27 protein-coding genes are annotated in these 25,108 nt (G+C 64.4%); 8 read left to right on the top strand and 19 right to left on the bottom strand.

Features of this window, described 5'->3' with window-relative positions; genetic code table 11:
• Positions 1-23: 23 nt before the first annotated feature.
• From GGD63_RS13125 to GGD63_RS13095, 7 genes are all read right to left on the bottom strand, one after another.
• Positions 24-887: a metal ABC transporter substrate-binding protein gene (locus GGD63_RS13125; protein ID WP_183242517.1), complete on the bottom strand. Its 864-nt coding sequence runs from the start codon at positions 885-887 to the stop codon at positions 24-26.
• Positions 888-889: 2 nt separating this feature from the next.
• On the bottom strand, positions 890-1,759 hold the full coding sequence (locus GGD63_RS13120; RefSeq protein ID WP_183242515.1) for a metal ABC transporter permease: 870 nt from the start codon (positions 1,757-1,759) through the stop codon (positions 890-892).
• A gap of 6 nt (positions 1,760-1,765) precedes the next feature.
• A complete protein-coding gene (locus GGD63_RS13115) occupies positions 1,766-2,521 on the bottom strand; it encodes a metal ABC transporter ATP-binding protein (RefSeq protein WP_183242513.1) in 756 nt (251 codons plus the stop codon).
• 2 nt (positions 2,522-2,523) lie between these two features.
• Complete coding sequence (locus GGD63_RS13110; protein ID WP_183242511.1) at positions 2,524-2,760, bottom strand: hypothetical protein; 237 nt, start codon at positions 2,758-2,760, stop codon at positions 2,524-2,526.
• 44 nt (positions 2,761-2,804) lie between these two features.
• Positions 2,805-3,305: a hypothetical protein gene (locus tag GGD63_RS13105; RefSeq protein ID WP_183242509.1), complete on the bottom strand. Its 501-nt coding sequence runs from the start codon at positions 3,303-3,305 to the stop codon at positions 2,805-2,807.
• A complete protein-coding gene (locus GGD63_RS13100) occupies positions 3,302-3,913 on the bottom strand; it encodes a permease (protein ID WP_183242507.1) in 612 nt (203 codons plus the stop codon). Before GGD63_RS13100 ends, GGD63_RS13105 begins: the two co-directional genes overlap by 4 nt.
• Positions 3,914-4,173: 260 nt before the next feature.
• Positions 4,174-4,770 carry a superoxide dismutase gene (locus GGD63_RS13095; protein WP_183242504.1) on the bottom strand — a complete coding sequence of 199 codons (597 nt, stop codon included), beginning with the start codon at positions 4,768-4,770 and terminating at the stop codon, positions 4,174-4,176.
• 242 nt (positions 4,771-5,012) lie between these two features.
• Here GGD63_RS13095 and GGD63_RS13090 point away from each other — a divergent pair, with 242 nt between their 5' ends.
• From GGD63_RS13090 to GGD63_RS13080, 3 genes are all read left to right on the top strand, one after another.
• Positions 5,013-5,540, top strand: coding sequence for a GNAT family N-acetyltransferase (locus GGD63_RS13090; protein ID WP_183242502.1), 528 nt, complete (start codon positions 5,013-5,015; stop codon positions 5,538-5,540).
• Between the two features lie 83 nt (positions 5,541-5,623).
• The gene (locus GGD63_RS13085) at positions 5,624-7,009 is read left to right on the top strand and encodes an MATE family efflux transporter (protein WP_183243066.1); all 1,386 of its coding nucleotides are present in this window, start codon (positions 5,624-5,626) and stop codon (positions 7,007-7,009) included.
• A gap of 95 nt (positions 7,010-7,104) precedes the next feature.
• Positions 7,105-7,539 carry a DUF2147 domain-containing protein gene (locus tag GGD63_RS13080; protein ID WP_183242500.1) on the top strand — a complete coding sequence of 145 codons (435 nt, stop codon included), beginning with the start codon at positions 7,105-7,107 and terminating at the stop codon, positions 7,537-7,539.
• Between the two features lie 7 nt (positions 7,540-7,546).
• Here GGD63_RS13080 and GGD63_RS13075 read toward each other — a convergent pair whose 3' ends face one another.
• A complete protein-coding gene (locus GGD63_RS13075; RefSeq protein ID WP_183242498.1) occupies positions 7,547-8,692 on the bottom strand; it encodes a DUF3095 domain-containing protein in 1,146 nt (381 codons plus the stop codon).
• Positions 8,693-8,896: 204 nt separating this feature from the next.
• Between GGD63_RS13075 and GGD63_RS13070 the strand changes: the two genes are divergently transcribed.
• Positions 8,897-9,283 carry a hypothetical protein gene (locus tag GGD63_RS13070; RefSeq protein WP_183242496.1) on the top strand — a complete coding sequence of 129 codons (387 nt, stop codon included), beginning with the start codon at positions 8,897-8,899 and terminating at the stop codon, positions 9,281-9,283.
• On the opposite strand, the gene GGD63_RS13065 is transcribed toward GGD63_RS13070, so the two are convergent.
• The 5 genes from GGD63_RS13065 to GGD63_RS13045 form a co-directional block, all read right to left on the bottom strand.
• Positions 9,280-9,489 (bottom strand): hypothetical protein, encoded by a 210-nt coding sequence (locus GGD63_RS13065; RefSeq protein WP_183242495.1) that lies wholly within the window; start codon positions 9,487-9,489, stop codon positions 9,280-9,282. The two genes, GGD63_RS13070 and GGD63_RS13065, sit on opposite strands and share 4 nt — an antisense overlap.
• A gap of 126 nt (positions 9,490-9,615) precedes the next feature.
• Entirely contained in the window at positions 9,616-10,338 is a 723-nt protein-coding gene (locus GGD63_RS13060) for an SDR family NAD(P)-dependent oxidoreductase (protein WP_183242493.1), read from the bottom strand.
• Positions 10,331-11,713, bottom strand: a complete 1,383-nt coding sequence (locus GGD63_RS13055) for a class I adenylate-forming enzyme family protein (RefSeq protein ID WP_183242491.1) — start codon at positions 11,711-11,713, stop codon at positions 10,331-10,333. The genes GGD63_RS13060 and GGD63_RS13055 overlap by 8 nt, the downstream gene beginning before the upstream one ends.
• Positions 11,700-11,945 carry an acyl carrier protein gene (locus tag GGD63_RS13050; RefSeq protein ID WP_015688794.1) on the bottom strand — a complete coding sequence of 82 codons (246 nt, stop codon included), beginning with the start codon at positions 11,943-11,945 and terminating at the stop codon, positions 11,700-11,702. The genes GGD63_RS13055 and GGD63_RS13050 overlap by 14 nt, the downstream gene beginning before the upstream one ends.
• 144 nt (positions 11,946-12,089) lie before the next feature.
• The gene (locus tag GGD63_RS13045) at positions 12,090-13,904 is read right to left on the bottom strand and encodes a long-chain-acyl-CoA synthetase (RefSeq protein WP_183242489.1); all 1,815 of its coding nucleotides are present in this window, start codon (positions 13,902-13,904) and stop codon (positions 12,090-12,092) included.
• A gap of 230 nt (positions 13,905-14,134) precedes the next feature.
• On the opposite strand from GGD63_RS13045, the gene GGD63_RS13040 reads away from it, so the two are divergent.
• On the top strand, positions 14,135-15,115 hold the full coding sequence (locus GGD63_RS13040; RefSeq protein ID WP_183242487.1) for a tripartite tricarboxylate transporter substrate binding protein: 981 nt from the start codon (positions 14,135-14,137) through the stop codon (positions 15,113-15,115).
• Between the two features lie 90 nt (positions 15,116-15,205).
• Positions 15,206-15,910 carry an SGNH/GDSL hydrolase family protein gene (locus GGD63_RS13035; protein WP_183242485.1) on the top strand — a complete coding sequence of 235 codons (705 nt, stop codon included), beginning with the start codon at positions 15,206-15,208 and terminating at the stop codon, positions 15,908-15,910.
• A gap of 23 nt (positions 15,911-15,933) precedes the next feature.
• Here the strand turns inward: GGD63_RS13035 and GGD63_RS13030 are convergent, their stop codons facing one another.
• The 5 genes from GGD63_RS13030 to GGD63_RS13010 form a co-directional block, all read right to left on the bottom strand.
• Complete coding sequence (locus GGD63_RS13030) at positions 15,934-16,206, bottom strand: DUF3551 domain-containing protein (protein ID WP_183242483.1); 273 nt, start codon at positions 16,204-16,206, stop codon at positions 15,934-15,936.
• Positions 16,207-16,234: 28 nt separating this feature from the next.
• A complete protein-coding gene (locus GGD63_RS13025) occupies positions 16,235-16,516 on the bottom strand; it encodes a DUF3551 domain-containing protein (RefSeq protein ID WP_183242481.1) in 282 nt (93 codons plus the stop codon).
• A gap of 127 nt (positions 16,517-16,643) precedes the next feature.
• A complete protein-coding gene (htpG, locus tag GGD63_RS13020) occupies positions 16,644-18,521 on the bottom strand; it encodes a molecular chaperone HtpG (protein WP_183242479.1) in 1,878 nt (625 codons plus the stop codon).
• 125 nt (positions 18,522-18,646) lie between these two features.
• Positions 18,647-19,051, bottom strand: coding sequence for a hypothetical protein (locus GGD63_RS13015; RefSeq protein ID WP_183242477.1), 405 nt, complete (start codon positions 19,049-19,051; stop codon positions 18,647-18,649).
• 381 nt (positions 19,052-19,432) lie between these two features.
• Positions 19,433-23,062, bottom strand: coding sequence for a hypothetical protein (locus tag GGD63_RS13010; protein WP_183242475.1), 3,630 nt, complete (start codon positions 23,060-23,062; stop codon positions 19,433-19,435).
• Here GGD63_RS13010 and GGD63_RS13005 point away from each other — a divergent pair, their 5' ends adjacent.
• Complete coding sequence (locus tag GGD63_RS13005; RefSeq protein ID WP_183242473.1) at positions 23,063-23,269, top strand: hypothetical protein; 207 nt, start codon at positions 23,063-23,065, stop codon at positions 23,267-23,269.
• A 250-nt stretch (positions 23,270-23,519) separates the two neighbouring features.
• On the opposite strand, the gene GGD63_RS13000 is transcribed toward GGD63_RS13005, so the two are convergent.
• Positions 23,520-24,125 carry a nuclear transport factor 2 family protein gene (locus tag GGD63_RS13000; protein WP_183242471.1) on the bottom strand — a complete coding sequence of 202 codons (606 nt, stop codon included), beginning with the start codon at positions 24,123-24,125 and terminating at the stop codon, positions 23,520-23,522.
• Here GGD63_RS13000 and GGD63_RS12995 point away from each other — a divergent pair.
• Entirely contained in the window at positions 24,124-25,092 is a 969-nt protein-coding gene (locus GGD63_RS12995; protein ID WP_246785464.1) for an energy transducer TonB, read from the top strand. The two genes, GGD63_RS13000 and GGD63_RS12995, sit on opposite strands and share 2 nt — an antisense overlap.
• The last annotated feature ends 16 nt before the right edge of the window (positions 25,093-25,108 follow it).

Raw genomic sequence — 25,108 nt, 5'->3', positions numbered from 1 at the left:
CGCGAGGCGGGGTGGCCCCTGCCCTAGTGGTCAAGCGCGCTGGTCAGGGCCTTTATATTGTGCCTGACCATGTCAATGTAAGTGGGTGCAGGCCCCTTTTCGCCGGTCAAACCGTCCGAAATCAGGGTCCCGCCGACCTTGGCACCGGTCTCGGCCGCGATCCGCCGGATCAGCCGATCATCGCTGATATTCTCCAGGAACACGGCCGGGATTTTTTGGGCCTTGATCTGGCCGATGATGGCCGCAATGTCCCGCGCGCTGGGCTCGGTTTCCGTGGAGACGCCCAGGGGGGCGATGAACTGGATACCGTATTCGGCGGCGAAATAGCCGAAGGCGTCGTGGGTGGAGATCACCTTGCGCCGCTCCGGCGGGATCTTGCCAACGGCCTCGCGGACCTCGCGATCGAGCGTTTCGAGCTTTTCCAGATAGGCCTTGGCCTGGGCGCGGAAGAACTCTCCGTCGTCCGGGACGGCGGCGGCCAATGCATTGGCGATGTCGGTCACGTAGACCTTGGCATTGGGGACCGACTGCCAGGCATGGGGATCCGCGGCCGAGCCGAGCTTCAGCGGCGCAATGCCCGCGCTCGCGGTGACCACCTGCGCCCTGCTGCCTGCGGACTGCACGAGGCGCGGCAGCCAGCCCTCCAGCCCGAGCCCATTGACGATAACGAGCTTCGCCGCCGCGACCCGCTTCGCATCGGCGGGCGCCGGCGTGTAGACATGGACGTCGCTGTCGGGCCCGACCAGCGTCGTCAGATTGATGCGGTCGCCACCGACATTGCGAACGAAGTCGCCGAGGATCGAGAAGCTCGCAACGACGTTGAGCCTCTCGGCGGCGTGCAGCGGCGAGGCGATCAGCAGGAGCACGCAAAGCAGGATACGCCGCATCGTCACGCTTCCAGATGCCGGCCGGGAAACAGTTGCCGGACGATGCCGCCGACGCGGCCGAACAGCACGGAGACGACATAGAGCACCGTCGCCACCAGGATGATCGCCGGCCCCGAGGGAACGCGGGTCTGGAACGACAGCACCAGGCCGGCATAGCCGGAGACGGCAGCGGCGACCACGGCGATGCAGATCATCGCGGTGAGATCGCGCGACCAGAACCTTGCGATGCCGGCCGGCAGGATCATCAGGCCCACCGCCAGCAACGTGCCGAGCGCCTGAAAGCCGTTGACGAGGTTGATGACGACGAGCGCCAGAAAGGCGAGATGCGCAGGGCCCCCGGCCCGGCTCACGGTGCGCAGGAACAAGGGATCAACACTCTCGATCACGAGCGGGCGGTAGATCACCGCGAGCACCAGCAGCGTCACCGTGGCGTTGAAGGCGACCACCAGCAGCGTCTGGTCGTCCATCGCGAGGATGTTGCCGAACAAGACGTGGAGCAGGTCGATATTGGTGCCCTTGATCGAGACGATGGTGACGCCGAGCGCCAGCGAGGCCAGATAGAAGGTCGCGAGCGAGGCGTCCTCCTTCAACCCGGTCGAGCGCGCGACGACGCCGGCGAGGATCGCGACGGCAAAGCCGGCGATCAGGCCCCCGGCCGTCATCGCAAACAGGTTGAGACCGGAGAGCAGGAAGCCGACGGCCGCGCCGGGCAGGATCGCATGCGCCATGGCGTCGCCGACGAGGCTCATCCGCCGCAGCATCAGGAACACGCCGATCGGCGCGCCGGCCAGCGACAGCGCGATCACGGCGGCCAGCGCTCGCCGCATGAACTCGAATTCGGTGAAAGGACCGATCAGCGCGTCATAGACCATCGGATATCAGGCCGCCCGCGAGCTGATATCATCGGCCGCGCAGGCCGCGGCGGTGTCGTCGAAGGCCTCGCACATCCGCATCGCGACCATCAGGTTCTCCGGCGTCAGCACCTCCGCCGTCGCCCCCCAGGCCACGGGACCGCGCGCCAGCACCAGCGTCTCGCTGAAATGGTTGCGCACCATCTCCATGTCGTGCAGCGCCGCGAGCACGGTGCGGCCCTCGCCGTGCCAGTGCTTGACCAGCGCGAGCAGGTCGGCGGTGGTCTTGCTGTCAATGGCGTTGAAGGGCTCGTCGAGCACGATCAGGCTGGCGTCCTGGAGCAGCACCCGCGCGAACAGCACGCGCTGCATCTGGCCGCCGGAGAGCGTGCCGATCGGCCGGTTCTCGAAGCCATTGAGACCGACGGACGCGATCGCGCGGAGAATCTTGTCCCGCGCCGCCTTGCCGATGCCACCGAACAGGCCGGCGTCGCGCCACAGCCCGGTGCCGACGAAATCGAACACCGAGATCGGGAAGCTGCGGTCGATCTCCGCGCTCTGCGGCAGATAGGCGATGTCGCGGGCGTCGAGCCCGCCGAGATGGATGCTGCCGTCGAGCGGCTTCAGGATGCCGACGATGCCGCGCAGCAGCGTCGACTTGCCGGCCCCGTTCGGGCCGATCACGGCAACCAGCGCGCCTCGCGCAACCTCGCCGTTGAGATGATGCACCGCCGGATGCCGGTCATAGCCGAGCGTGACGTTGTGGAAATGCAGCGCTGCCATCCTCACCTCATCGCCAGGAAGACCACGCCCCAGAGCACGGCGCAGACGGCGAGCGCCGCCGCGAGGCGGCCCGCCATGGTCATGCGCAGGATCGACCAGGGCGCCGCCTGGGCCGGATGCGGCGAGGCTGCATCGTGGACATGGGCGTGGGTGTGGTCGTGCCCATTCGAATGCGCGTGGTCATGGGAGTGGCCGTGGGCATGGTCGTGCTGGTGGGCGTGGGATGCGGCGGGAACCATTCGCGGACGTTATATTATAACATTACCCCTGTCCACGGCGGCGCTCAGGGCTTGCCGATCACCATGGCGATGGCGGCCGCCACGAACGGGAACGGCACCGAGACGGCGCAGCGGAACCAGACGAAACGGGCCGGCATGAACGGGATTTCCCACAGAATGACCCGCTGGAAGGCAAACAGCGCCCAGGCGACGACATAGGCGACCACCTGCGGCACCCCGCCGCCGGACTTCAGCGCCACCGTGCCAATGGAGAAGCCGATCACCGGCCCGCCGGGCGTGGCCGCGCCGGCGACCACGGCGCTTGCGACCCCGAGCCAGCCGCTGTCCGGACCAAGCCAGCCGGTGATCACCTCCTGCGGGATGATCGCGGCGATGTAGCCGGAGCCGATCACACCGAGCGCGATCCGCGGCACGATGTTGATGAAATCCATCGAGCCTTCGCGTAAGGACGCCTTGAACACCGGAGGGCCGCGGCGGAAGGCGATCAGCCCGACGCCAAGCACCGAGCCCCACAGCAGGATGTCGATCAGGAGGGCCGCGCTCAACTCTCGTCGCCCTTCGCGAGCGGCTTCGGATAGAGCCTGACATAGACGAAGCGGCCGAGGGCGCCTGCGAGCACCGGCAGCGGCAACGAAATCGCGATCCGCCACAGAGTGAAATCGGTGCCCATGATCGGGATTTCCCAGGCGACCGCCCGGCCGTAGCCGATCAGCGTCCAGCTCACGACCATGGCGATGGTGGCGCCGAAATCGGCGCCGACCGCGAGCAGCGCGCTCGCCACCGGATAGGCGGTGAAGGGACCGCCGGGCAGGATCGCGCCGAAGGCAGTGCCGATCAGGAGGCCCATCAGCCCGGATTTCGGCCCGAGCGAGCGCGAGACTTTTTCGTGCGGCAGGATCTCGGAGATGAAGGCCCCGAGCAGGCAACCGGCCAGCACGCGCGGCAGGATGCCGCCGAACAGCGAGAGATCGTGGGTGAGGATGTCGAGAACGCCGGCGCTGCCGTCACGCCGCCAGACCAGCGTTGCGCTCACCGCCACCAGGGCCGCGATGATGATGGTCGACCAGCCGATCGGCTTGCGCACGCGTCCCGGCCGCGGCTCGGACTCCGCGTCCTCGGCGGGCGCCGGAGCTTTCGGGGGAAGGTCTGACAACGGGTGTGGAGCGGCTCGAGGGTGATGCCCATCCTGATTAAGGGCGCCGCCAACGCGATGCAAACGGTACGATCACAGGCCGATACGCGCGCCGCGCAGGGCAATTCCGCACAGCAAAAAGGCGGCCACTGATGCGACCGCCTTTTATTTCCGTCATTCCGGGGCGGCGAAGCCGAACTCTGGTGCGCAGCTGCGCACCTGAGAATCTCGAGATTCCGGGTTCGATGCTGCGCATCGCCCCGGAATGACGAGGTGAGAACTCAGGCCTTCTCGAACAGGGACTCGACGTATTCCCAGTTCACGAGGTTCTCGACGAACGCCTTGAGATAGTCGGGACGGCGGTTGCGGTAGTCGATGTAGTAGGAGTGCTCCCAGACGTCGACGCCGAGGATCGGGGTGGCGCCGTGCACCAGCGGGTTCTCGCCGTTCGGGGTCTTGGAGATCTCGAGCTTGCCGTTCTTGACCTGGAGCCAGGCCCAGCCGGAGCCGAACTGGCCGACGCCGGCCGCCTGGAAGTCGGTCTTGAACTTCTCGAAGCCGCCGAGGTCCTCGTTGATCTTCTTCTCGAGCTTGCCCGGCAGCTTGGTGCCGCCGCCATTGGGCTTCATCCAGCTCCAGAAGTGGATGTGATTGTAGTGCTGGCCGGCATTGTTGAACACGGCCGGGTTCTTGCCGAACGAGCCCTTGACGATCTCTTCAAGGGACTTGCCTTCCCATTCGGTGCCCTTGAGCGCGTTGTTGCCGTTGGTGACGTAGGCCTGATGATGCTTGTCGTGATGATATTCCAGCGTCTCCTTCGACATGTACTGGCCGAGGGCGTCATAGGCGTAAGGGAGTGGGGGCAGCGTAAAGGTCATGGCTTCTTGTCCGCAACTGGTGGGGAACGTTCTAACGGTCACCCCTTATAGAAGGTTCCGACGCCATTAAATACCTTAGAATTTGCGAAAAGGCGTGATGGGGTGGTCTTGCCCGAATGCACAAATTCGTCGCAACGGGCCGCCGTCGATCAAACCTGCGGTTCGCCATAAAATATCATTGCCTTTGAAGCGCTTAAGACAGAACAAACGCGCCACGAAGCGGATCTGTGAAGGACGACGCCATGAGCATCGAGATCGACATTTTGAACGGCGACGCCTCGTGGCCGATCGCAAAGCCGCTGCTCAACGCGGTCTGGGGCCAAGACGCCGCGGAGAAACCAGCCTGGAGCCACGTCAAATGGGCCAATGCCGATCTGCGCGTGCTGATCGAGACGCCCGAGGACGGCCTCGTCTGCCATGTCGGCGTCTACTTCCGCACCGTGACCTGGAACGGACAGAAGCTTCACGTCGGCGGCATCGGCGGCGTCTGCACGCGCGAGGACCGGCGCGGCCGCGGCTACGCGACCATCGCGATCGACGCGGCGGTGCATACCATGCGCGCCAACGAGGCGGTCCGCTTCGGGCTCCTGTTCTGCGAGCCACACAATTTCGCGTTCTACCAGGCACGCAAATGGCAACCTTTCAAAGGTGACGTCTATTGCGAGCAGCCGGAGGGGCTGATTCGCTTCGACTACATGGCGCCCTACGTCTTCGAGATCGTCCGCGCCCCGACGCTGGGCACCATCGACCTATGCGGCCTGCCCTGGTGAGCCCTGCGTGAGATGGGGGCTGGCGCGGATATCGCGCGCCCTATAGTATGTCGATCATCATTCAATATTCCGCACCGTGGCACATGACGATCGACGCCCCGCTAGACGCCGTGCCGCCCCGTGCACCGGCCGCCTCCCCCATCGCCGGCCTGCTGACGGCGCCGATCCTGACGACGCTATTGCGGCTCGCGATCCCCAACATGATCGCGATGGTCGGCAGCACGCTGGTCGCGATCGCCGAGACCTCCTATATCGGCCGGCTCGGCACCATCCCGCTTGCGGCGATCGCGCTGGTGTTTCCGTTCGCGATGCTGACGCAGATGATGAGCGCGGGCGCGATGGGCGGCGGCGTGTCGTCGGCGGTCAGCCGCGCGCTCGGCGCCGGGAATCGCGACCGCGCCGCGACACTGGCGCTGCATGCCGCCATCATCGGCCTCTGCGGCGGACTGTTCTTCACGGCGATGATGCTGGCGTTCGGCCGCTCGTTCTTCACGCTGCTCGGCGGACGCGAGCGCGTGCTGGAGGAAGCCAGCGGCTATTCACAGGTGCTGTTCTCCGGCGCGGTCGCGATCTGGCTGGTGAATACGCTCGCCTCGGTGATCCGGGGCACCGGCGACATGCGCCTGCCTTCGATGATTCTGATCGGGGCGAGCGTGCTCCAGATCGCGCTCGGCGGCACGCTGGGGCTCGGCCTGTTCGGCGCACCGCAATTCGGCATGCCCGGCGTTGCCGCCGGCCAGCTGATCGCGTTCAGCTGCGCCGCGATCTTCTTCCTCTGGTATCTCCTGTCCGGCCGCAGCCGGCTGCAGCTCGATTTCCGCGCGTTCCATTTCGAGCGCGCAATGTTCCTGGACATTCTCAAGGTGGGCGCAGTCGCCTGCCTGTCGCCGCTCCAGACAGTGCTCACCATCCTCATCTTCACGAAGATCCTCGCGACCTTCGGCACCGAGATGCTGGCCGGTTACGGCATCGGCTCGCGGCTGGAATTTTTGCTGATCCCGATCACCTTCGCGTTCGGCATCGCCTCGGTGCCGATGGTCGGCATGGCGATGGGCGCTGAACATGTCGCGCGCGCACGGCGCGTGGCGTGGACGGCAGCGGCGGCCTCGGGGCTTACGGTTGGCACGATCGGCCTCGTCGTCGCGCTCAATCCCGCGCTGTGGGTCTCGCTGTTCACGCGCGATCCCGGCGTCACGGCGGCGGCGCACAGCTATTTCCACTGGGCAGGTCCGGCCTTCGTGTTCTTCGGCATGGGCGTGTCGCTGTATTTCTCCTCGCAAGGCGCCGCGCGTGTCGGCGGTCCCGTGCTGGCCTCCACCGCGCGGCTGCTGATCGTCGCGATTGGCGGGATCGGTCTCATGATCGCGCAGGCGCCGGCCTGGACGTTGTTCGCGCTGGTCGGCGGCGCCATGGCCGTGTTCGGACTCTTGACCGCAGCCTCGGTCGCGTTCGTACGCTGGGGCAAATGAGCGCAGGCAAATCGCGCGCAGGAATGTGATTCAATCCGGCGTTGCACTATCCTGCCGGGCTGCTATGGAGGCGCCTCCATTCCAGGGCTCTCTCCATGACATTCAGATTCGCCGCTTTCACCGTCATTCTGGCTGCGCTGCTCGGCGCGCCTTCCGCCAACGCGCAGAGCGCCGACGGAACCTGGCTCACCCAGGCCGGCGATGCCCGCGTCAAGATCGGCAAGTGCGGCGGCGGCATCTGCGGCCACATCGTCTGGCTGCGCGAGCCCATGGACACCGCGACCGGCCAGCCCGCCACCGACAGCAAGAACCCCAATCCCGCGCTCGCAAAGCGTCCGATGGTCGGCCTGCCGCTGTTCAACGGCATGCAGCCGTCAGGTCCGAACAAATGGTCCGGCCAGATCTACAATGCCGACGACGGCAGCACCTATGCGAGCAGCGTCACGGTCACGGGTGCGGATTCGCTACGGGTCGAAGGCTGCGTCGGCGCGCTCTGCGGCGGCGAGACCTGGACGCGCGCGGGGCGGTAATCCGCCCTCACACCGTCATCGCCTTCAGCGCCGTCGCCGCCGAGGCGTAACCGCCGCGCGCGCCGTCGATGAAGTGCACGTGATCGCTGCGCAGCGCCGACGGCGTGAAGCAGGTCATCATCGCGGCGTCCTGCTGGTAGAGGCCGTAGCGCACGATGCCGTCGCGCGCAGCGGCCGCGAGACGGTCGCTCAACGCGCGCTCGAGCTGCGGCGTGCAGTCGAGAATCATGCGCAGGCCGTCGTCATATTTGCGGAAGTCCGAGTTCTCGACGACCTGGCGCTTGTAGAGGCTGGGCACGAAGCCGCCGACCTTGAGGTCGAAACGCATGATCAGATAGACGAACAATGTATAGGCGAGCACGCTGGCTCTGCGCGCGAGCAGCGGACCGCCGCGCCTGGTACGGGCCTCGAATTCCAGCCCCTGCGGTGGCCATTTCAGCGGCGGCCCCTGCGGCGGCACCGGGCGGCCGCCTTCCGGGCTGCGCTCGACGAGATGGATGATGTCCTCGATCACCTTGCGGAAGGCGTGCGGATCGACGCCGCGCGCCGGCATCACCAGCAGCGACAGGATCAGGCCGCGCGCAGCCGGCATCACCTCGAAGCGGCACGACAGGCCCGAGAGGTCCGGCTGTGTGCCGGCGGGCGCTTCCGTGACGGCGAACTCGCCGCGCTTCAGCGCGGCATCGGCCCAGGCGAGCCCGCCGCCGGAGAACATCGCATAGGACAGATTTGGCGACGGACCGAAACGCGCGACGCGCACATCGAGGCCCTGCGCGCGGATGGCGCTCACCGGCACCAGCGCGACGCGCATCTTCAGATCGAGATCCTCCCGCACCCAGGTTGCGGTCGCAGCGAGCGCCTCGCGGGCGCGGTCGAGATCGCCGGGCGCGACCGCAAAGCTCGCGCCGTCGCCGCCGAACACGAAGGGGAATTCCCGCCCCTCCAGCGCATTGGTCACCGCCGCGATCACGGCCGCGCCGGCCATGTTGACCGCCTTGTAGCGCTGCGCCGCGATCGCCTTGGTGGAATCGACGATGTCGGCGACGCCGATGCTCCAATCGTCCGGCAGCGGCGCATAGAGCGTGGGATCCATCAGGCTGGTGAAGCCGCGGAAGACGGGAATGCCGCCGTAAAAGGATTCGCCTGATGTCATCGGGTGAAGCCGGAGGGTTGGGAAGCGTCCGAAATCAGATACGTGGCAGGGTCGATCGGGGTTCGATTTCCGATCATTGGCCGAAATGGAGCCGGACAACAAGATCGCACCGCGCCGCAATGCCGCAGTTCGTCATTGATCGGCATCAAACAGCCGGCCGCAAATGACGTTTACGCTTGATCTATCTGTAACGGCCGCGCGGGGATGATCGGGGTGTCTGATTTCGGCAGCAAGGACTCCGCCTCGCCAGTACGCCGGCGCACGGGGCTCGATGCGATCAGTGCGGTGAAAATGCCGGAGCTGCTCACCGCCGCCGTCGATGCCTGGGCCGAGGCCCGCCAACTGTCGCGCTCGGATGCAATCTGCCAGCTGGTCGAGCTTGGCCTGAAGATCGCGCCCGCCGCATCGACATCAGAAAATTTGGTCGCATCGGACGCCAACCGGATCGAGGAGCTGGCGGTGCACGAGATCGAGGGGCTGCTCGATCCCGCATTGCCGGAGGACGAACGCGAGCGTCGCATCCGCCGCCTCACCGAGGGGCCGCCGGAATTCTCACACGAGCGGCTTGATCTGCCAAAGCAGCGGACCTAGTGCAGCTTCTCGTCCTGGCGCTTGCGCAGCGTGGATGCGGGAACGTCGTGGCAACCGACCAGACGCACGAATTGCTGCGGATACATTTCGTGGCCGTGATCGCCGGAATTCTGATGCGACATCGGCGGACAGCGGACATCATCAGGCTTCGCGCGCGATGGCTCGGTCAGAGCCTGACTTGACGCGGTCATGTTTGAAGTGGCCATCGACTGCTCCCCTTCGATTAGGGCAGATCGATTGACGTAACCCAATCGATTGCGCAGCATCTTACGACCAAATCCGGCTGGATGTCATTGTGCCGAATCAACTCAATTGTGGCAGCTCGGTTCCGCTTACGCTGTATTTCCCGCGTCGATAGTGAACACGGTGCCGGTGACGTTGCGGCCGCCCTCGCCCAGAAGATATTCCACCATGCGCGCGACGTCATCCGTCTCCGGCAAACGGCGCAACGCGCTGCGGCCTGCAATGCGCTTGCGGCCCTCGTCGGAGAGATTGTGCGTGAGCTCGGTGTCGATGAAACCAGGCGCGATCGCATTCACGGTGATGCCGAGCTTGCCGACCTCGCGCGCGAGCGACCGGGTGAAGCCGGTCGCGGCCGCCTTGGTCGCGCCATAGACGGACAGGCCGTTGTAGCCGGTGGTCGCGATGATCGAAGAGATGTTGATGATGCGACCGGCGCCATCAGCCATCATCTGCCGCGCGACATATTTGGTGAGGATGATCGGCGACAGCACGTTGAGCTGCACCAGCGCCTCGATCTCGGAATTGTGCATGGTGGCGAGCAGGCCCTCGGTGCCGAGGCCGGCATTGTTGACGAGGCCATAGATCGGGCCGAACTCGTCGCGCACGAGTTTTGCGAAAGCGGGGATCGCGTCGATCACGGCGAGATCGCAGGCGCGGAAATGCAGGCGCCCCTCGGAGGCGGCGATAGCCGCCTTGAGCTCGTCGCTCTCGCGCCGCGCCGCCGCGATCACGTTGAAGCCGGCAGCGACCAGGCGCTTGCCGATCGCAAGCCCAATGCCGCGGCTGCCACCGGTGACGAGAACGTTATGCATCGGTGCGCGCCAGTTTTCCGGCCGGGGTGACGTCGAGCGCCTCGACGAAACGGATCACCGCAGGCACCTTGTGGGATGCGAGCTGGGCGCGGCACTGCTCCAGGATCTGGTCGCGGATCTCCTTCGCGCGCGCCGGATCGGTGCCCTCAGTGAGGATCACGTCGGCGACGACGATGCCGCCGGTAATCGGGCTCTTGCGCGATTTCGCCCGCGACATCCGTACATCAGGATGACGGTTGATCACCGCCTCGATCTCTTCAGGATGAACCTTCAGTCCACCGATATTGATGATGCCGCCGCGTCGGCCGACGAAATAATAGCGGTCCCCGCGCAGCTCGACGATATCGCCGCTGTCGACAAAGCCGTCGGCATCGGTGAGCGCGGCGGCGTTACGGCCGATGTAAGCATGAGCCGTGCGGGTCGAGCGGATGCGCAGCGAGCCGTCCACGACCTTCATCTCGACGCCATTGCGGTTGCCGAGATAGTCGGCCGGAAAGCCCTCGAGCCCGTCATTGACGGCGAAGCCGACGCCGGCCTCGGTCGATGCATAGGCGTGGCCGACGGAGGAATTGGGGAACGCCGCCTTCAGGCCATCGAGCACCGCCTGGTCGGCGATCTCGCCGGAAAGACGAACGTAGCGCGGTGCGAATTGCGCGGCTGAGCCGCTCATCAGCAGCTTGCGCCAATGCGAGGGCGTGCCGGAGATGTGCGAGACGCCGCGGGCGTTCAGCCGCGCGACATGATCGGCGAGCGCCTCATGCGGATCCGACAGCACCATGGAGCCGCCGGAGAGAACGGCGCGAAGGAATATCTGCAGGCCGCCATAGCGGCGGATATCGTAGAACGTCGCCCACACCGGCGCAGGTCCGCGCGCGGGGCCTTCGGCAACGATGGCGCCGGTCAATGCTTCCAGCGTATGGCCGGCGATTTTCGGCACGCCTGAGGTACCCGAGGTCAGCATCAGCCATTCGGTGGCGCGCTCGGTCCTGGCCGGCGCCGTGGCTTGAAGCGGCAATTGTGCGGTGACGATGAGCGGCACGCCGGTCCTTGCCCAGCGATCGGGCTCGTCGGTGACGACGGCATCGATCCCGGCATCGGCGATCAGCGCGTCGAGATGCGCCGGATTGAGATCGGGCGGACACAGCAGCATGCGGCGGGCGATGCCGTCGAGCTCGATCATGGCAAGGCCCGACCGGAGCTGGTCTGACAGCTTGAGCAGCACGGCGCGGCCGGACAGCTCCCGCAGGCGGCCGCCCAGAACCGTGTGCGACAGGATATCGGTCAGCGACACGACATCATGCGCATCGGAGATCGTGCGGCCCTTCAGCTCCGCGCCGAGATGGTCGCGAAGCGCAAAGATCTCACGCGGGGACATTTTCGTAGGCCCGCACGAAATCGCCTACCGTGGCGGGGAACGCTGCATCCTCGGAAATGGTGAAGGGGTCGACGCCGGTCTCGTCTTCCAGACGCGCGACCAGAATGGCGAAGGCGAGCGAGTCAAAACCCGTCTCGTGCAGGGACAGATCGTCCGAGAGTGCGGGCAGCGTGACGTGCTGCTCCTTGGCGATCTGCTGGATCGCTTCGATGACCTTAGACCTTACCGACATGGTTGGCTCTCTTTTGTTATCGATCTCAGTGTTGCGGCGGCTCTTGATAACCGCCTCCCCATGGCCGTCTGTTTACCCGACAGAAGTAAATGGCTTCTTGGACAATTCAGATAAAATTGGACCTATCTCCTGATTTTGGTTGCACTACAGCCGGATCGCGCCCTCCGAGATTGCCGCATAGGCCTCCCTGTCCAGCGCAAGATAGGCACCGGAGTTCGGCTCGAGCATGAACAGCGGATCGGAGATTGCGTCCGGGTCAAAGCCCTCGCGGGCGAGCTCGCCCTTTTTCTGCTTGAATGTCTCGGTGGCATCGAGCTCGCGCGAGATGCGGATGAAGACCGGGCAGGCGTAAGCCGGCAGGCGCTGGCTGAGATGCGCAGGTAGCGCGGTGATGTCAAAACCCTCGTTCACCACGATCGCGCTCATTCCGGCGCGGCCGTCAGTACCGGGGATGCTAACGCCGTAGGTGGTGGCGTCGACCACGCCGGTGAAATCGCGCACGGCATCGTTCACCTCCGAGGTCGCGACGTTCTCGCCCTTCCAGCGGAACGTGTCGCCGATGCGGTCGACGAAATGGAAAAAGCCTCTGTCGTCGAGCCGCATCAAATCGCCGGTGCGGAACCAGGCATCGCCCTTGGCGAAGACGTCGCGCAGGATCTTCTTCTCGGTCTCGCCCGCATCGGTGTACCCCTCGAAGCGGCCGCCGCCCTGGTCCGCTGTGCCGATGCGGCCGATCGCCTCGCCGGCCTCGCCGCGAGCGCAGGCGAGGCAAAAGCCGTCTTCATTGCGCAGCGGTGCTCCGCTATCGGGGGCGAGCCTGACGAGGCTCGCCGGAAAGCGATGCGCGAGCAGCGGCGGGATGCGTCCGATCGCGCCGACCTGGCCCTCGACGTTGAACAGCGAGAAATTGCCTTCGGTCGCCGCATAGAATTCGAGGATGCGCGGAATGGCGAAACGCGCCTGAAAATCTTCCCAGATGTCGCCGCGCAGGCCGTTGCCGCAGGCAAGCCGCAGCCGATGGCGGTTCTCGTATTCCGACGGCGGCGCCTTGAGCAGATAACGGCAGAGCTCGCCGATGTACTGGAACAGCGTGCAGTCGTGCCGCGCGATGTCGGGCCAAAAATTCGAGGCCGAGAATTTTTCGGCGATCACCACAGAGCCGCCGGCAGCTAACATGCTGCAGGGTGCGACGATGCCGCCGACCGAGTGGAACAGCGGCAGGCAGTCGTAGAGCCGGTCCTGCGGCGTTGCGCCGGTGAGTCCTGCGAACCAGAAACCCCAATTGAGGATGCGGCGATGGCTGATGCTGGCCGCCTTGGGAAGGCCGGTGGTGCCGGAGGTGTAGATCAGCAGCGCGCGGTCATCGATGGTGACATCGCCATGTTCCTCCGTCAGCAGCGAACCGTCGTCGAGCGCGGCGAGCGCCACGTCGATGGCGCGCTCGCTGCGGGCATCGCCGTGGGTCCAGATCTTCGCTTCCGTCTTCAGATGCGGCTTCGCGCTCTCCAGAATCTCCACCAGATCGTGCGCGACGATGATGTGCAGGGGCCTTGCGACGTCGAGGCAATGCGCGAGCGATCGGCCGACGAGTTTTGTGTTGATCAGCGCAACCACACCGCCGATCCGGCTGATGCCGAGCCAGGCCGCGACATAGTCGATGCCGTTCGGCATGATCAGGCCGACGGTATCGCCCTTGGCCACGCCGACCGAGCGCGCCCAGCGTGCGTAGCAATTGATGCGTTTCGACAGGCCTTCATAGTCGAGCGTGACATCGTCCGTGGCCAGCGCGATGCGGTCGGGCTGGCGCCGCGCCCAATCGTCGACGATGTCGGCGAACAGCCGGCCCGGCAGCGTCTCGATCCGCGCGGTGAGCTCGATGGCCTTCAGCCAGATCTTTGATGCCGAGGGCGCGCGCGCGGCCTTCGGTTGCTCGATGACGCCGGTGGTCATGCCGTTCATTCTTTCGGAACGTGTCTGCTGGTGGCGGCAGCTTAGCTCGCGCGTCCTGCCCAGGTGTTAAGAGACAAGGTAAAAGCCGGTTAGTGCGCGATTAACTCTAGTCATCCTTTACCAAGCCGGCGGGAACGGCGTGCGGGCTGGGGCGATTCTTGCGATAGCAAATCCAGTCATTCTGGCGCGCGGCGCATGCCCCCTTCACCGCAAGCGGGCGAGGTGAACTGGAGACCGTGATGATCACCAGACGACATTTCCTTCAGGCCGTCGCCGGTGCCGCAGCCACGCTCGCTGCGCCGCGTGCGTTTGCATTAGGCACCCCCTCTTATCCCTCGCGCAGCGTGAAATGGGTGGTGCCCTATGCCCCCGGCGGCGCGACCGACGTGCTGTCGCGGCTGCTCTGCCAGCGCCTGTCCGACCGGCTCGGCCAGACCTTCGTGGTCGAGAACAAGCCCGGCGCCGGCAGCAATATCGGGACGCAGGCCGTGATAGCCGCGGCCCCCGACGGCTACACGCTGCTGCTGACCTCGACCGCGAACGCGATCAACGCCTCGTTCGATCCGGCGCTGCCGTATGATTTCGCCAAGGGCATCGCGCCTGTCGCGGGCGTGGCGCGGATCCCGCTGGTGCTGGTCGTCAACAACGATCTGCCGGTGAAAAGCATTGCCGACTTCATCGCCTACGCCAAAGCCAATTCCGGCAAGATGTCGATCGCCTCCTCCGGCATCGGCACCTCTCTGCACCTGTCCGGCGAGCTGTTCAAGTCGCTGTCGGGCGTGCAGTTCACCCACGTGCCCTATCGCGGCTCGGCGCCGGGCCTGACCGACGTGATGAGCGGCCAGATCCAGGGGATGTTCGACAACGTCACCTCGTCCTTCGAGCTGGTGCGGGCCGGCAAGCTGCGCGCGCTCGGCGTCACCACGCGCGAACGCTCGGAGATCCTCCCCGACGTGCCGCCGATCGCGGACACGCTTGCCGGGTATGAGACGAGCTCGTTCTACGGCGTCGGCGCGCCGCACGACACGCCGCTCGAAATCGTCGACCTCCTCAACCGCGAGATCGACACCGCGCTGTCCGACGCCGACATCAAGACCCGCATCGCCGAGCTCGGCGCGATCCCGCTCCACGGCAACGCCGGCGCGTTCGGCGGCATGCTGACGGCGGAGACCGAGCGCTGGCGCAAGGTGGTCGTGTTGTCGGGGATCAGGAAGGAATAGCGATCCGGCCGCGCCGCGGCTAGGCGATCCCGGGTAAACCGGATATTCTTTTCTACCCTGCGTTGCCGGGGCTTGAAAGGGAGGCGACCCGTGGTTCTCGATCCGTCAGAATTTCCAGTCCAGGCCGCGCCGTTCGAGCAGCCACTGACGAATTTCGCCAGCCGCGTGAACGGTGGGCAGGCCAGGGTGGTCGCGATCGGCTCGTCGACCACGGCGGGCGAAGGAGGCATCGCTCCCTATCCGCAGCGGCTGCTGGCGGACCTTCGGATCAAATTTCCAAATGTCGCAATCGAGGTGATCAACCGGGGCGTCGGCGGCGAGGACGCTCCTTTGGAGCTGAAGCGGTTCGACCACGACGTCTTCGACCTGAAACCCGACCTCGTCATCTGGCAGATCGGCACCAATTCGGTGTGGCAAGCCGATGGCCCGTCGTTCGCGGACACCACGAAGGCCATCCGTGCAGGTGTCGACCGACTGCTCCGCGCCAAACGGATCGACGTGATCCTGATGGACCTTCAATATGTGCCCGCAGTGCTGACACCGGCCAAGCGCAAGAAGGCGGACGCCATGGTCAAGGCGATCAGCCAGACCGCGCACAAGAAGGGCGTCAACGTCTTCCGCCGCTTCGCGCTGATGAAGGGCTGGCACGAGGTCGCAAAGATCTCGTTCGACCGCCTGGTGGACCCGGGCGATGATACCAGGCTGCACGTCAGCGACTGGACCACGGACAAGATGACCTGGCAATTGGCCGACGCGATCGCCGCCGCGACCAACACGGCGCCTCACGGCACCTGAAGCATGATCCGGAAAAGGCAGCGCTAACTGCTTCTGCCGTGGCGCAGGCGCGGCGACGGCGCGTTGACCGGATAATACGGATTGAGATCGCAGGTCGCGGCGCGGCCTGAAGCGGTGGCGCGGCATTGCGGCAGCGACGTGAAGGAGCAGTCGTACCACTCCCCGCCACCGCCATTCGCACCGGAATAGACATGCATGCAGACGGGATAGCGGGGATCGAAGGTCTGCGCGTGCGACGGCATCGCTGCGAGCACCGCGCCGCCGACGATCACAACCTGGCCGAACGAGAAACGCATGACGAACGCTCCTGCGCGCCGGATCGCTTTAATACACCTTCTTGTGACGCTTGCGCGGAGGCGGCGGCGGTTCGTCGAAGGCGTAATAGGGATTGAGGTCGCAGCTCGCGGAGCGGCCTGACGCCGTGGCGCGGCACTGCGGCAGCGAGGTGAAGGAGCAATCGAAGTAATCACCGCCGCCACCGCCGAAGCCGCCCGGCATGTAGACGTGCATGCACACCGGATAGCGCGGATCATAGGTCTGCGCGCTGGCATCTGCCGCGGCAAACAGCATGACAATCGCGGTGAGGGTCAGGATCGGCAAACGCATGGAGACATCCTCGAATCGATGGCGTCGGCAGATCTGATGCCGACGCCCTCCTATGGCATAACACCACGCCGGAGGCGACTGTTCCTGGGGACATATGACGGCAAGGTGAGGACGGTGCGCTGCGGCACTATCCACCCAGCCCCTGCAGCACCAGACGGTTCAACCTCGCTGCAAACGCCGCCGGGTCTTCCGGCAACTCGCCGTCCAGGATCTGCGCCTGTTCGAGCAGAAGCAGGCTGAGATCGTCGACGTCCCCGGAGCCGGCCTGGGCCCTGGTGATCGCCGCCACCATCGGATGGCGCAGATTGATCTCGAGCACCGGCTTGGTGCGCATGCCGCGGTTCTGCTGCGACAGGATGCGCTCGAGCTCGCGGCTCGGGCCCTGGCTGTCCGCGACGAGGCAGGAGGCGGAGCTGGTGAGCCGCGTCGAAGCCTTGACGTCGCTGACGCGCTCGCCGAGCGCGGCCTTGATCACGGCGATGGTGGCCGCTTCATCGGCGACGGGCTCGTCCTTCTTCGCCTCGTCCTTGTCGTCGAGACGCGGGATCAGGTCGAGATTGAGATCGCCCTGGCTCAGCGACTTCAGCGGCTTGCCCTCGAACTCCGTCGGCATCGAGGTCCAGAAGGCGTCGACCGGGTCGGACAGCAGCAGAACCTCGATGCCGCGCGCAGTCGCGGCCTCGAGTCGAGGGTTGGACTTCAGCCGCTCGATGCTGTCGCCGACGAGATAGTAGATCTCGGTCTGGTTCGGCTTGAAATCGGCGACGACCTCTTTCAGCGACCGCTTCTCGCCCGACGTGGTGGTGAAGCGCGACAGCGCCAGCAGCTTCTCGCGGCGCTCGAAATCCTCGTAGATGCCTTCCTTCAGAACCGCGCCGAAGGCGTCCCAGATCCTGGTGAAGTTCTCGGCATCCTTGTCGGCGAGGCTTTCGAGCTCCGACACGACGCGGGTCGCCACGGCTTTCCGGATCTGCGCCAGCTGCGGGTTGTTCTGGAGCATCTCGCGCGAGATGTTGAGCGGAAGATCCTCGCTGTCGACGACGCCACGAATGAAGCGCAAGTATCCCGGCAGCAGATCGGCATCGTCGGTGATGAAGACGCGGCGGACATAGAGCTTGACGCGGCCCTTGCGGTTCGGCTCGAACAGGTCGAACGGCTTGGTCGACGGCGCGAACAGCAGCACGGCGTAGGAGTAGCGCCCCTCGGCGCGGTAGTGCAGCGTCATCGCGGGATCGTCGAAGGCCGAGGCGATCTGCTGATAAGCCTTCTTGTAGTCCTCCGCAGTGAGCTCGGACTTCGAGCGCTGCCACAGCGCGCTCGCCGAGTTGATCTGGCGCGGCTCGCCCTCTTCCGGCACCAGCTCGATGGGGAACAGGATGTTGTCGGAGTAAGCGCCGACGATGCGTTCGATCTCGTAGGTTTCGAGGTATTTCCTGGCGTCGTCCTTGAGGTGCAGGACGATCTCGGTCCCGCGCACGACGCGCGAAGCGTCCTCGTCACTGGCCCGGGCGATCTCGAAGCCGGAGCCGCCGGACGACGTCCAGGTCCAGACGTCGCTCTCGCCGGCACGGCGGCTGATGACGACGATCCTGTCGGCGACCATGAAGGCGGAATAGAAGCCGACGCCGAACTGGCCGATCAGGCCGAGACCGTCCTTGGCTTCCTTCAGCTTGGACACGAATGCCTTGGTGCCGGAGCGGGCGATGGTGCCGAGATGGTCGATCAGCTCCTGCCGCTCCATGCCGATGCCATTGTCGGCGATCGTGAGCGTTCCGGCCGTCTTGTTCGGGATGATGCGGATCTTGAGCGCGTCGCCTTCGCCCAGCAGCGCCGGAGTTGCGATCGCCTCGTAGCGCAGCTTGTCGCACGCATCCGAGGCGTTGGAGACAAGCTCGCGCAGGAAGATGTCGGTCTCCGAATAGACGGAATGCACCATGAGGTGCAGAAGCTCGGAAACCTCGGCCTGGAAGGGCTGCGTATGCACAGCCGTATCTGACGTCGTCATGCGTTTACCCGGTCAATCAAAAGGGGAAAGCCCGGATATAACGCGATGAGTGGGCGGATCAAGGGGATGTGAGGGGCTTGGCCCTGCCTGCGGCAGAGGCGATCCTGTCCATGGACGATGGGCGGTCAGGTCACGCAACGGCCCGGCTGGAGCAGCTTGGCGATCTCGGTCAGCGAGCTGACCATCGGCTCGCAGGCGATCGTCGGCTTGTTGCGGCCCTGCTGCTTCTTCTGGTTCTGGAGCAGCACCGGCGGCTTGGCGTTGCCGGTCTCGATCACCGCGGGGACCCGCAGCAGCACCGAGGTATCCGCGAGATCGTTCAGCCGCATCGACACTGTGCGGGTAGGAACCGGGGCCTGCTTGATCTCAGCCAGCCGGTCGGCCTTGCCGGCCCGATTGACGTCGTGACCCGGCTTGTCGGCGACCGCCTGCCAACGGTCGGCCAGATCGTGGCCGGAGGCGAGTTGCACGGCGCCAAGCGTTGCGGCAATCGCGACGGCGCCCAAAAATACCTTTTGAATCTGTGACATGGCTGTCGATCCCTCGCCCCATGGCGATCGCGGGAACAACGCGAGCCGAGGACCGGGGGTTCTCGGCCGTCTCGATCACTTAACCGTGTGCGAAAAGGTCGGGGCGCCCATGCAAAAAAATTCGCAACCGCCTGGAACGACTCTCGCGCCTGGGAGTCGTCTCAGCAGCCGGCTATTCCCCCCTGCCCCATAAGCCGGCGACGTAGGGCGCGACTGTGGTGATGCCAGTCGCGCCTTACTTTTTTGCTATGGGAACTTTGCAAGCTTCCGCCCCAGCGACCCGCCCACCTGGCCGAGCGGCCCAACCGCCAGGTCAGGACACGTCCCGGCGACGAGTCCAGCTCTTGCCTTCGTAAAGAGCGTTGCAAAGAAAGCTGAGCACTACACGATCATAAAATTCGATGCGTGCAATTGGCTGATCGCGGTATCGACGAAGTCGATCGATCCGGCGTCAGGACCGCTCCCCAGTGCAAGCAGGGCCCCGCCGTGTCCATCGCTCCTGAGCGCGCTCATGATGTCGGCGACGGAGTGGTAGTTGCCTACGCCGTTCGCAAGTTCGACGACGCCGAGCGTGTCATTCCCAAATCCGGAGATCGCATCGACCTGGCTGCTGGAGTTGATCGAGACGGCCAGACCGGCGCTGCGATCGACGATGTTTACATGGGCCGGGCCATTGATGATCACCTGATTGCCAAATCCGACAAAGTTGAACTGGTCTGATCCACCATTGACCGTAATGACGTCTTGGCCGATTTGGTTTGTCACATTCGCCTGAGACCCGTTGAGCACCACGTGATTGGCGGCTCCGCCGAGTACGATTGTATCGTGGCCCGCGCCGGCAACGACGCTGTCCGATCCACTGCCGGCCATGATCGTGTTTGTTCCCGAGCCGACGGTGATCTGGTTTCCCATCCCGCCGAGATTCACGGTGCTGTCGCCATCGCCGAGAGTGACACTATTGGTGCCATCCCCGCCCGCGACGATATCGTTGCCATTCCCAAGCTTGACTGTGTTGCCATATCTGGAGAGCGTCACCTGGTCGTTGCCGTTGCCGGCGGTCAGTTGGCTTGCGCCGTCACCGGGATGGACAACGTCGTTGCCGTTGCCCAGCGTGATGGCGTTGCCATATCCGCCGGCCTCAATGGTGTCGTTGCCATTGCCGAGCGCAATCGTCGTGGCGCCTGTCGATCCGGTCACCGTGACATTGCCGTTGCCACCGGTGACGTGGTTGACGATCCCCTGCAGATAGACGGTACTGTCGCCGCTCGGCACATTAACCGTACCGTATAATCCGGCATAGATCGTGTCGCTCCCGCCATTGCCGTGGATCGTGTTGAACATGCCATAGGCGTGGATGATGTCGTTGCCCGTCGTGCCCTGAATGATCGCATAACCGGATGCCGGGCCGTTGATCGTCGTGGCAGCGGCTTGATGCGTGTCCGTGACGGACGTGCTGGCGTCGCTGACGGTCAGGCCGACGCTGCTCGTGTCGCTCAAAGTGAACGTGGTCGTTGCGCTGCCATCTCCGTGCGGCGAGGCGACAAAGGTGAGGGCGTGCAACTCGGCGGTCAGGTTGGCAGCGGTGGTCGCTGCCAGCTCGTAGGTTCCGTTTCCGAGCGAGGTCAATCCTACCCCGGACAGGATGCCAGCCGCACCTGCGAGCGTGATGATCAGACTATCCGTTGCTGCTGCATTTGGATCTGTGATCGTTACGGTCGCGAACGGATTGATTGGAGCCTCGTTGCTGGTCGCTTGTCCCGATATGGCTCCAGCGATGACCGGGAGAGCCGCGGCTGTCAGCAGAATGCCGCCGGAGCTGTCTTTCGCGATGCCGAAACGCGTGACCGAAGTATCCGCCAGTGTGAAGGTCTCGCTGGCCGCGCCGTTGCTGACCGAGAGCTTCGAGCCGGACACAGTCACCGTTGCGCCGCTTGTATAGGACAGCCCGGAAAGGTCGATCTGGTCACCGAGCGCAATGCCTTTGATCTGGCTTGCAAAGGTCGATTGGCCCGAAACCAGCTTCTGCTCGATCTTGAGTGTGCCTTGGCCGGAGAAGGTGATCGAGTCGTCGGAAATCGCACCCGTCTTGAGATCGAGCGTGCCGCCGGCGATCGTGGTCGCGCCGACAATGCCACCTGCTTCGACGAGTTCTGTGGCACCGCGATGAATCGTCGAGGCGTTCGCGGTACCCTGATCGAGCACATCAAGCGTGCCACCGTTCAGAGTCGTGGAGGTGATGATGCCGCCGTCCAAGACGGAGAGACTTCCTGAATTGAGGATTGTCCCGCTCGCCGCGCTGGCGTCGAGCGCCGGTGCGCTTGGGTCGTTCGTGGGGTCTGGAATGGATCCCGAAACCGTCATCACACCACCATTGATGGTGGCCTTCTTGGCGATCCCGGCCCCGAACAGGTGCAATTGGCCGCCGCTGTCGACAACGGCAAAATCGACTTCGCTTCTGATGACGATGCCGTACGGGCCTCCGGGAGGATAATAGATCGTCTCTCCCGAAGCATTGATGATACCGCCCGCCTTGACGAAGGTGCCGCTGGCAAAGCCCCCATTGGTGAGATTCTGGACGCCGCCGGCATTGACGGTGGTTGACGTCACGAAGCCAGTATCGACGTCCTGCTCGGCGCCATTGTTGACAGTGGTGTGATCCGCCCGCCCTGGACCCGGCGCATCGTGCATATAGATGCCGGTGACACGCTGAATACCGCCCATGTTGATCGTGGTGTAGCTCGCGGTGGCGCTAAGCCCGACATCCTGTTCGCCGCCATTGATGACGGTGTTGCTGGCGACGCCGCCCAAGTCGTAGTTACCTACGATTTGCTTGCCGCCCGCCGATATCGTCGTGTTCGTGGCCGTACCGAATACCTTGAACAATATGCCGTTCGATACGGTGAAGCCGTTTTCCGAGTAGCCATAATCGGCAATAAACGTTGCGCCGCTCTGGAACGTGGTTTTGGACAGCGTCGCGCCAGCTTCAGCGATGAGCGTTGCACCTGCGGAGACGACGCTGTTATTGAGGACACCGCCGTCCAGGACGGCCAGCGTCACGCTCTTCGCGACAGTAAATCCGCTTTCAATCGTGCCGTCGCCGATCTCCAAAGTGCTGCCGGCGTTGAATACCGTCCCCGAAAAACTGGCATTACCAAGCACAATGAGGGCGCCATACTGATTGACGGTTGTGTTGGTCGCCGTCGCGCCGGCGGACAGCACCATCGTTCCGTAATTGATCGTCGTGCCGGTTGCCGTGCCACCTGCATCAACGTTCAGCGTGCCGAAGTTCTGGAGTATCGTGCCCGATACGAGCGCTCCGTCAGATACCGTTAATGTTCCAAAACCTTCAACGATGGTGCCGGTCGCCATGCTGGCGTCGACGGCCGGCTGGCCGGGGACGTTGGCGAACGGATCCGGGATCGATCCCGAGACAGTCATGACGCCGCCGTTGACGATGGCGTTCACTGCAGTCCCGCCACCAGTGACGTCAAACTCGCCCCGGTAGTTGATGGTTGCGGCCGTCGCCACGCTTCGGATGACCGGCTCCGGATACACGGGCGCCGTTTCCACGGTTTCACCCGAGACCTTGAGAACACCGCCGGAATTGACGATCGTGCCGCTGGCGCTGCCGCCATTCGTCACGTTCTGGACGCCGCCGGAATTGACAGTCGTCGTCGTTGCGGTGCCCGTGTCGATGTCCTGCTCGCCGCCGCTATTGATCGTGGTGTGATCGACAGCGCCGGGGGTTGGACCTTCATGGATATATTCGCCGGTGACACGCTGGACGCCGCCTGCGTTGATGGTCGTGTAGCTGGCGACGCCGTCAAAGACGACGTCCTGTTCTCCGCCATTGATGACAGTGTGGGTTGCCGTGCTCGTTGCGAAGGATCCGCCGACCGTCTGCAAGCCGCCAGCCAAAATCGTCGTGCTATCGACGGAGGCGCCGCCGCTGACGTCCATCGTGTCGCCATCGTGGAGCGTAACGCCACTGGCGGGAGGAATAGTCGTCATATGAATGCTCCACGTCTGGTGCCTGGAAAATCAAACGAGCAAAGCAAAATCATGCGACGACCATTCAACTTAAAACTGCGACAGCTGAAAATGCCTGTCAAGCAGACCTTGTTTTTCGTTCAAAGTTTTGAACGGCGCCTCGCGCGGCGTCTGCCGTTGGTCCGCGACAAAGCCGTGACGTGTCTGCGCGTGAATATTGCGGGATGAATTTATCAGCAGCGTGACGAAAATTGCGACGACCACGCACGCTCAAGACTTGCGCGAGACACCCGGCCTGGCCTCAGCGATGATCGGTAGCCAGGCTTCTTGGAGGACCTCGTCAGCGAAGATGCGCGACAAAGCATCGGCGGAGTCGCCGGGTGCAACGCCGTGGTGTAGCGGCATTACGCGGGATCGATCGTTATCCGCCGACCACGGACTGGGGTGATGCCGGTTGCGCCTTACTTTTGTCTGGGGCTCACTTCGCCAGCCAGTCCCGCCCCTCGCGATAGAGTTTCTCGACCTCAGCACCGGTGAGGCCCGGCATGTCGCGCTTGACCTTGTATCCGATCAGCTCCTGCATGTAGGCGAGGTGGCGGTAGCCCTCGGGGAGCGCAGCGAGCGCCTGCTGGTCGAGGCGAAGCGTCGCGGCGGGATCGACCGGGTCGATGCGGTCCTTCTCGTAGATCGGCTGGCGGCGGACGATGCCCCATTTGCCAATACCTGATTGATCAGGCCGCTTCTCCAGGAAATCGTAGAAGCGCCCGGTGCAGACGACGTCGCAGAGCACGTCGTGCACAGGTGCGCGCTGCGAGATCGTCATCTTGGTCTGGGCGATGGCGCGCTCGCCGGACAGATCGATGCTGGTGCCGCCGAGGAAATGCAGGATCCGCACGCCCTTGGCGAACCCCTCCTGGCTGACGCGCATGAAGTCCCGCGCCGGCCCCTGAAACCAGGTGGCGGACATCCAGCCTTCGTCGTGCCAGACGGTAGCAAAACGCTCCCAGTCACCGGCGTCGCGCCAGACCGCCCAGTTCTCGACGAGGTCGCGGATGGCGAGGCGATCGAGGAGTTGCTGGTCCATGGTAGGGCTCTCCCGGCGGCTTGAGGCTGCGATTCACGTCATTGGCCCGACGTATCAACGGGGCAATGAGATTGGCGTCAAGCGCCTATGCTTCGCGGCCCTGCGAATTGCCCACAGCGTGAGAAACGCGATACGAGTAGCGAGCCTTGCAATCAACCGGACCGCGATTAGTATCGGGTCGATGCAGATGAAATTCCGTGTACTGGCCGCGCTTCTCGGATTGCTCGCGACTTTGCCCGCGCATGCCCAGACTGAATCGCAGAGCGAGATCGTCAATGCCTGGAAGGCGAGGCTGTCGGCACACATTGCCAGCTACAGGCAATTTCCGGCTGAAGCACTGGGGAAAACTGGCGAGGCCCGCGTCACATTCGTCATCGACCGGTCCGGCAGGTTAATATCGCAGGCTCTGGCCATGAGTACCGGCTCTCGGCCGCTCGACGTTGCCGCGCTGCAGATCGTCGCCCGTGCCCAACCGTTTCCGGCGCCGCCTTCGGGCCTCAAGGATGAGTCACTCACCCTGACAGTGCCGATCGTCTTCAACGCCGGTCAATTCCAGTTGCAGCCTTCAGGGTTGGTACTGAGCAGGCCCAGTCCCGTCCTATCAGAGGACGACGCCATGGCCGCCTGGCGCAAGGCGGCCACCGAACATGTCTGGCGCCACAGGGTGTTTCCTCCGGAGGCGATGGGTCAGATAGGCAATGCCGGCGTCACATTCGTGGTCGACCGCTCAGGCCAACTGATCTCGCACGCGTTGGTGGAAAGCACAGGCTCCGCGCCCCTGGATGCGGCGGCTCTCAAGATGGTCGAGCGAAGCGAGCCATTTCCGAAGCCGCCTTCCGACGCCAAAGAAGACCTCCAGCGGATTACCATCTTCATGACTCTCGACGGAGTGCAGCGCCTGACCGGGCCATGGGTGGACGAAACGAAGTTGAAAACGAAGCTCAACAGCATCTGCCGGGGTTGTTGAGCAGGGTTGGCGAACG

This window comes from Bradyrhizobium sp. cir1 (assembly GCF_014198245.1).
Lineage (GTDB): Bacteria > Pseudomonadota > Alphaproteobacteria > Rhizobiales > Xanthobacteraceae > Bradyrhizobium.
Note: the sequence above shows the minus strand (reverse complement) of the source record. Positions and strands in the feature narration are given on the sequence as shown.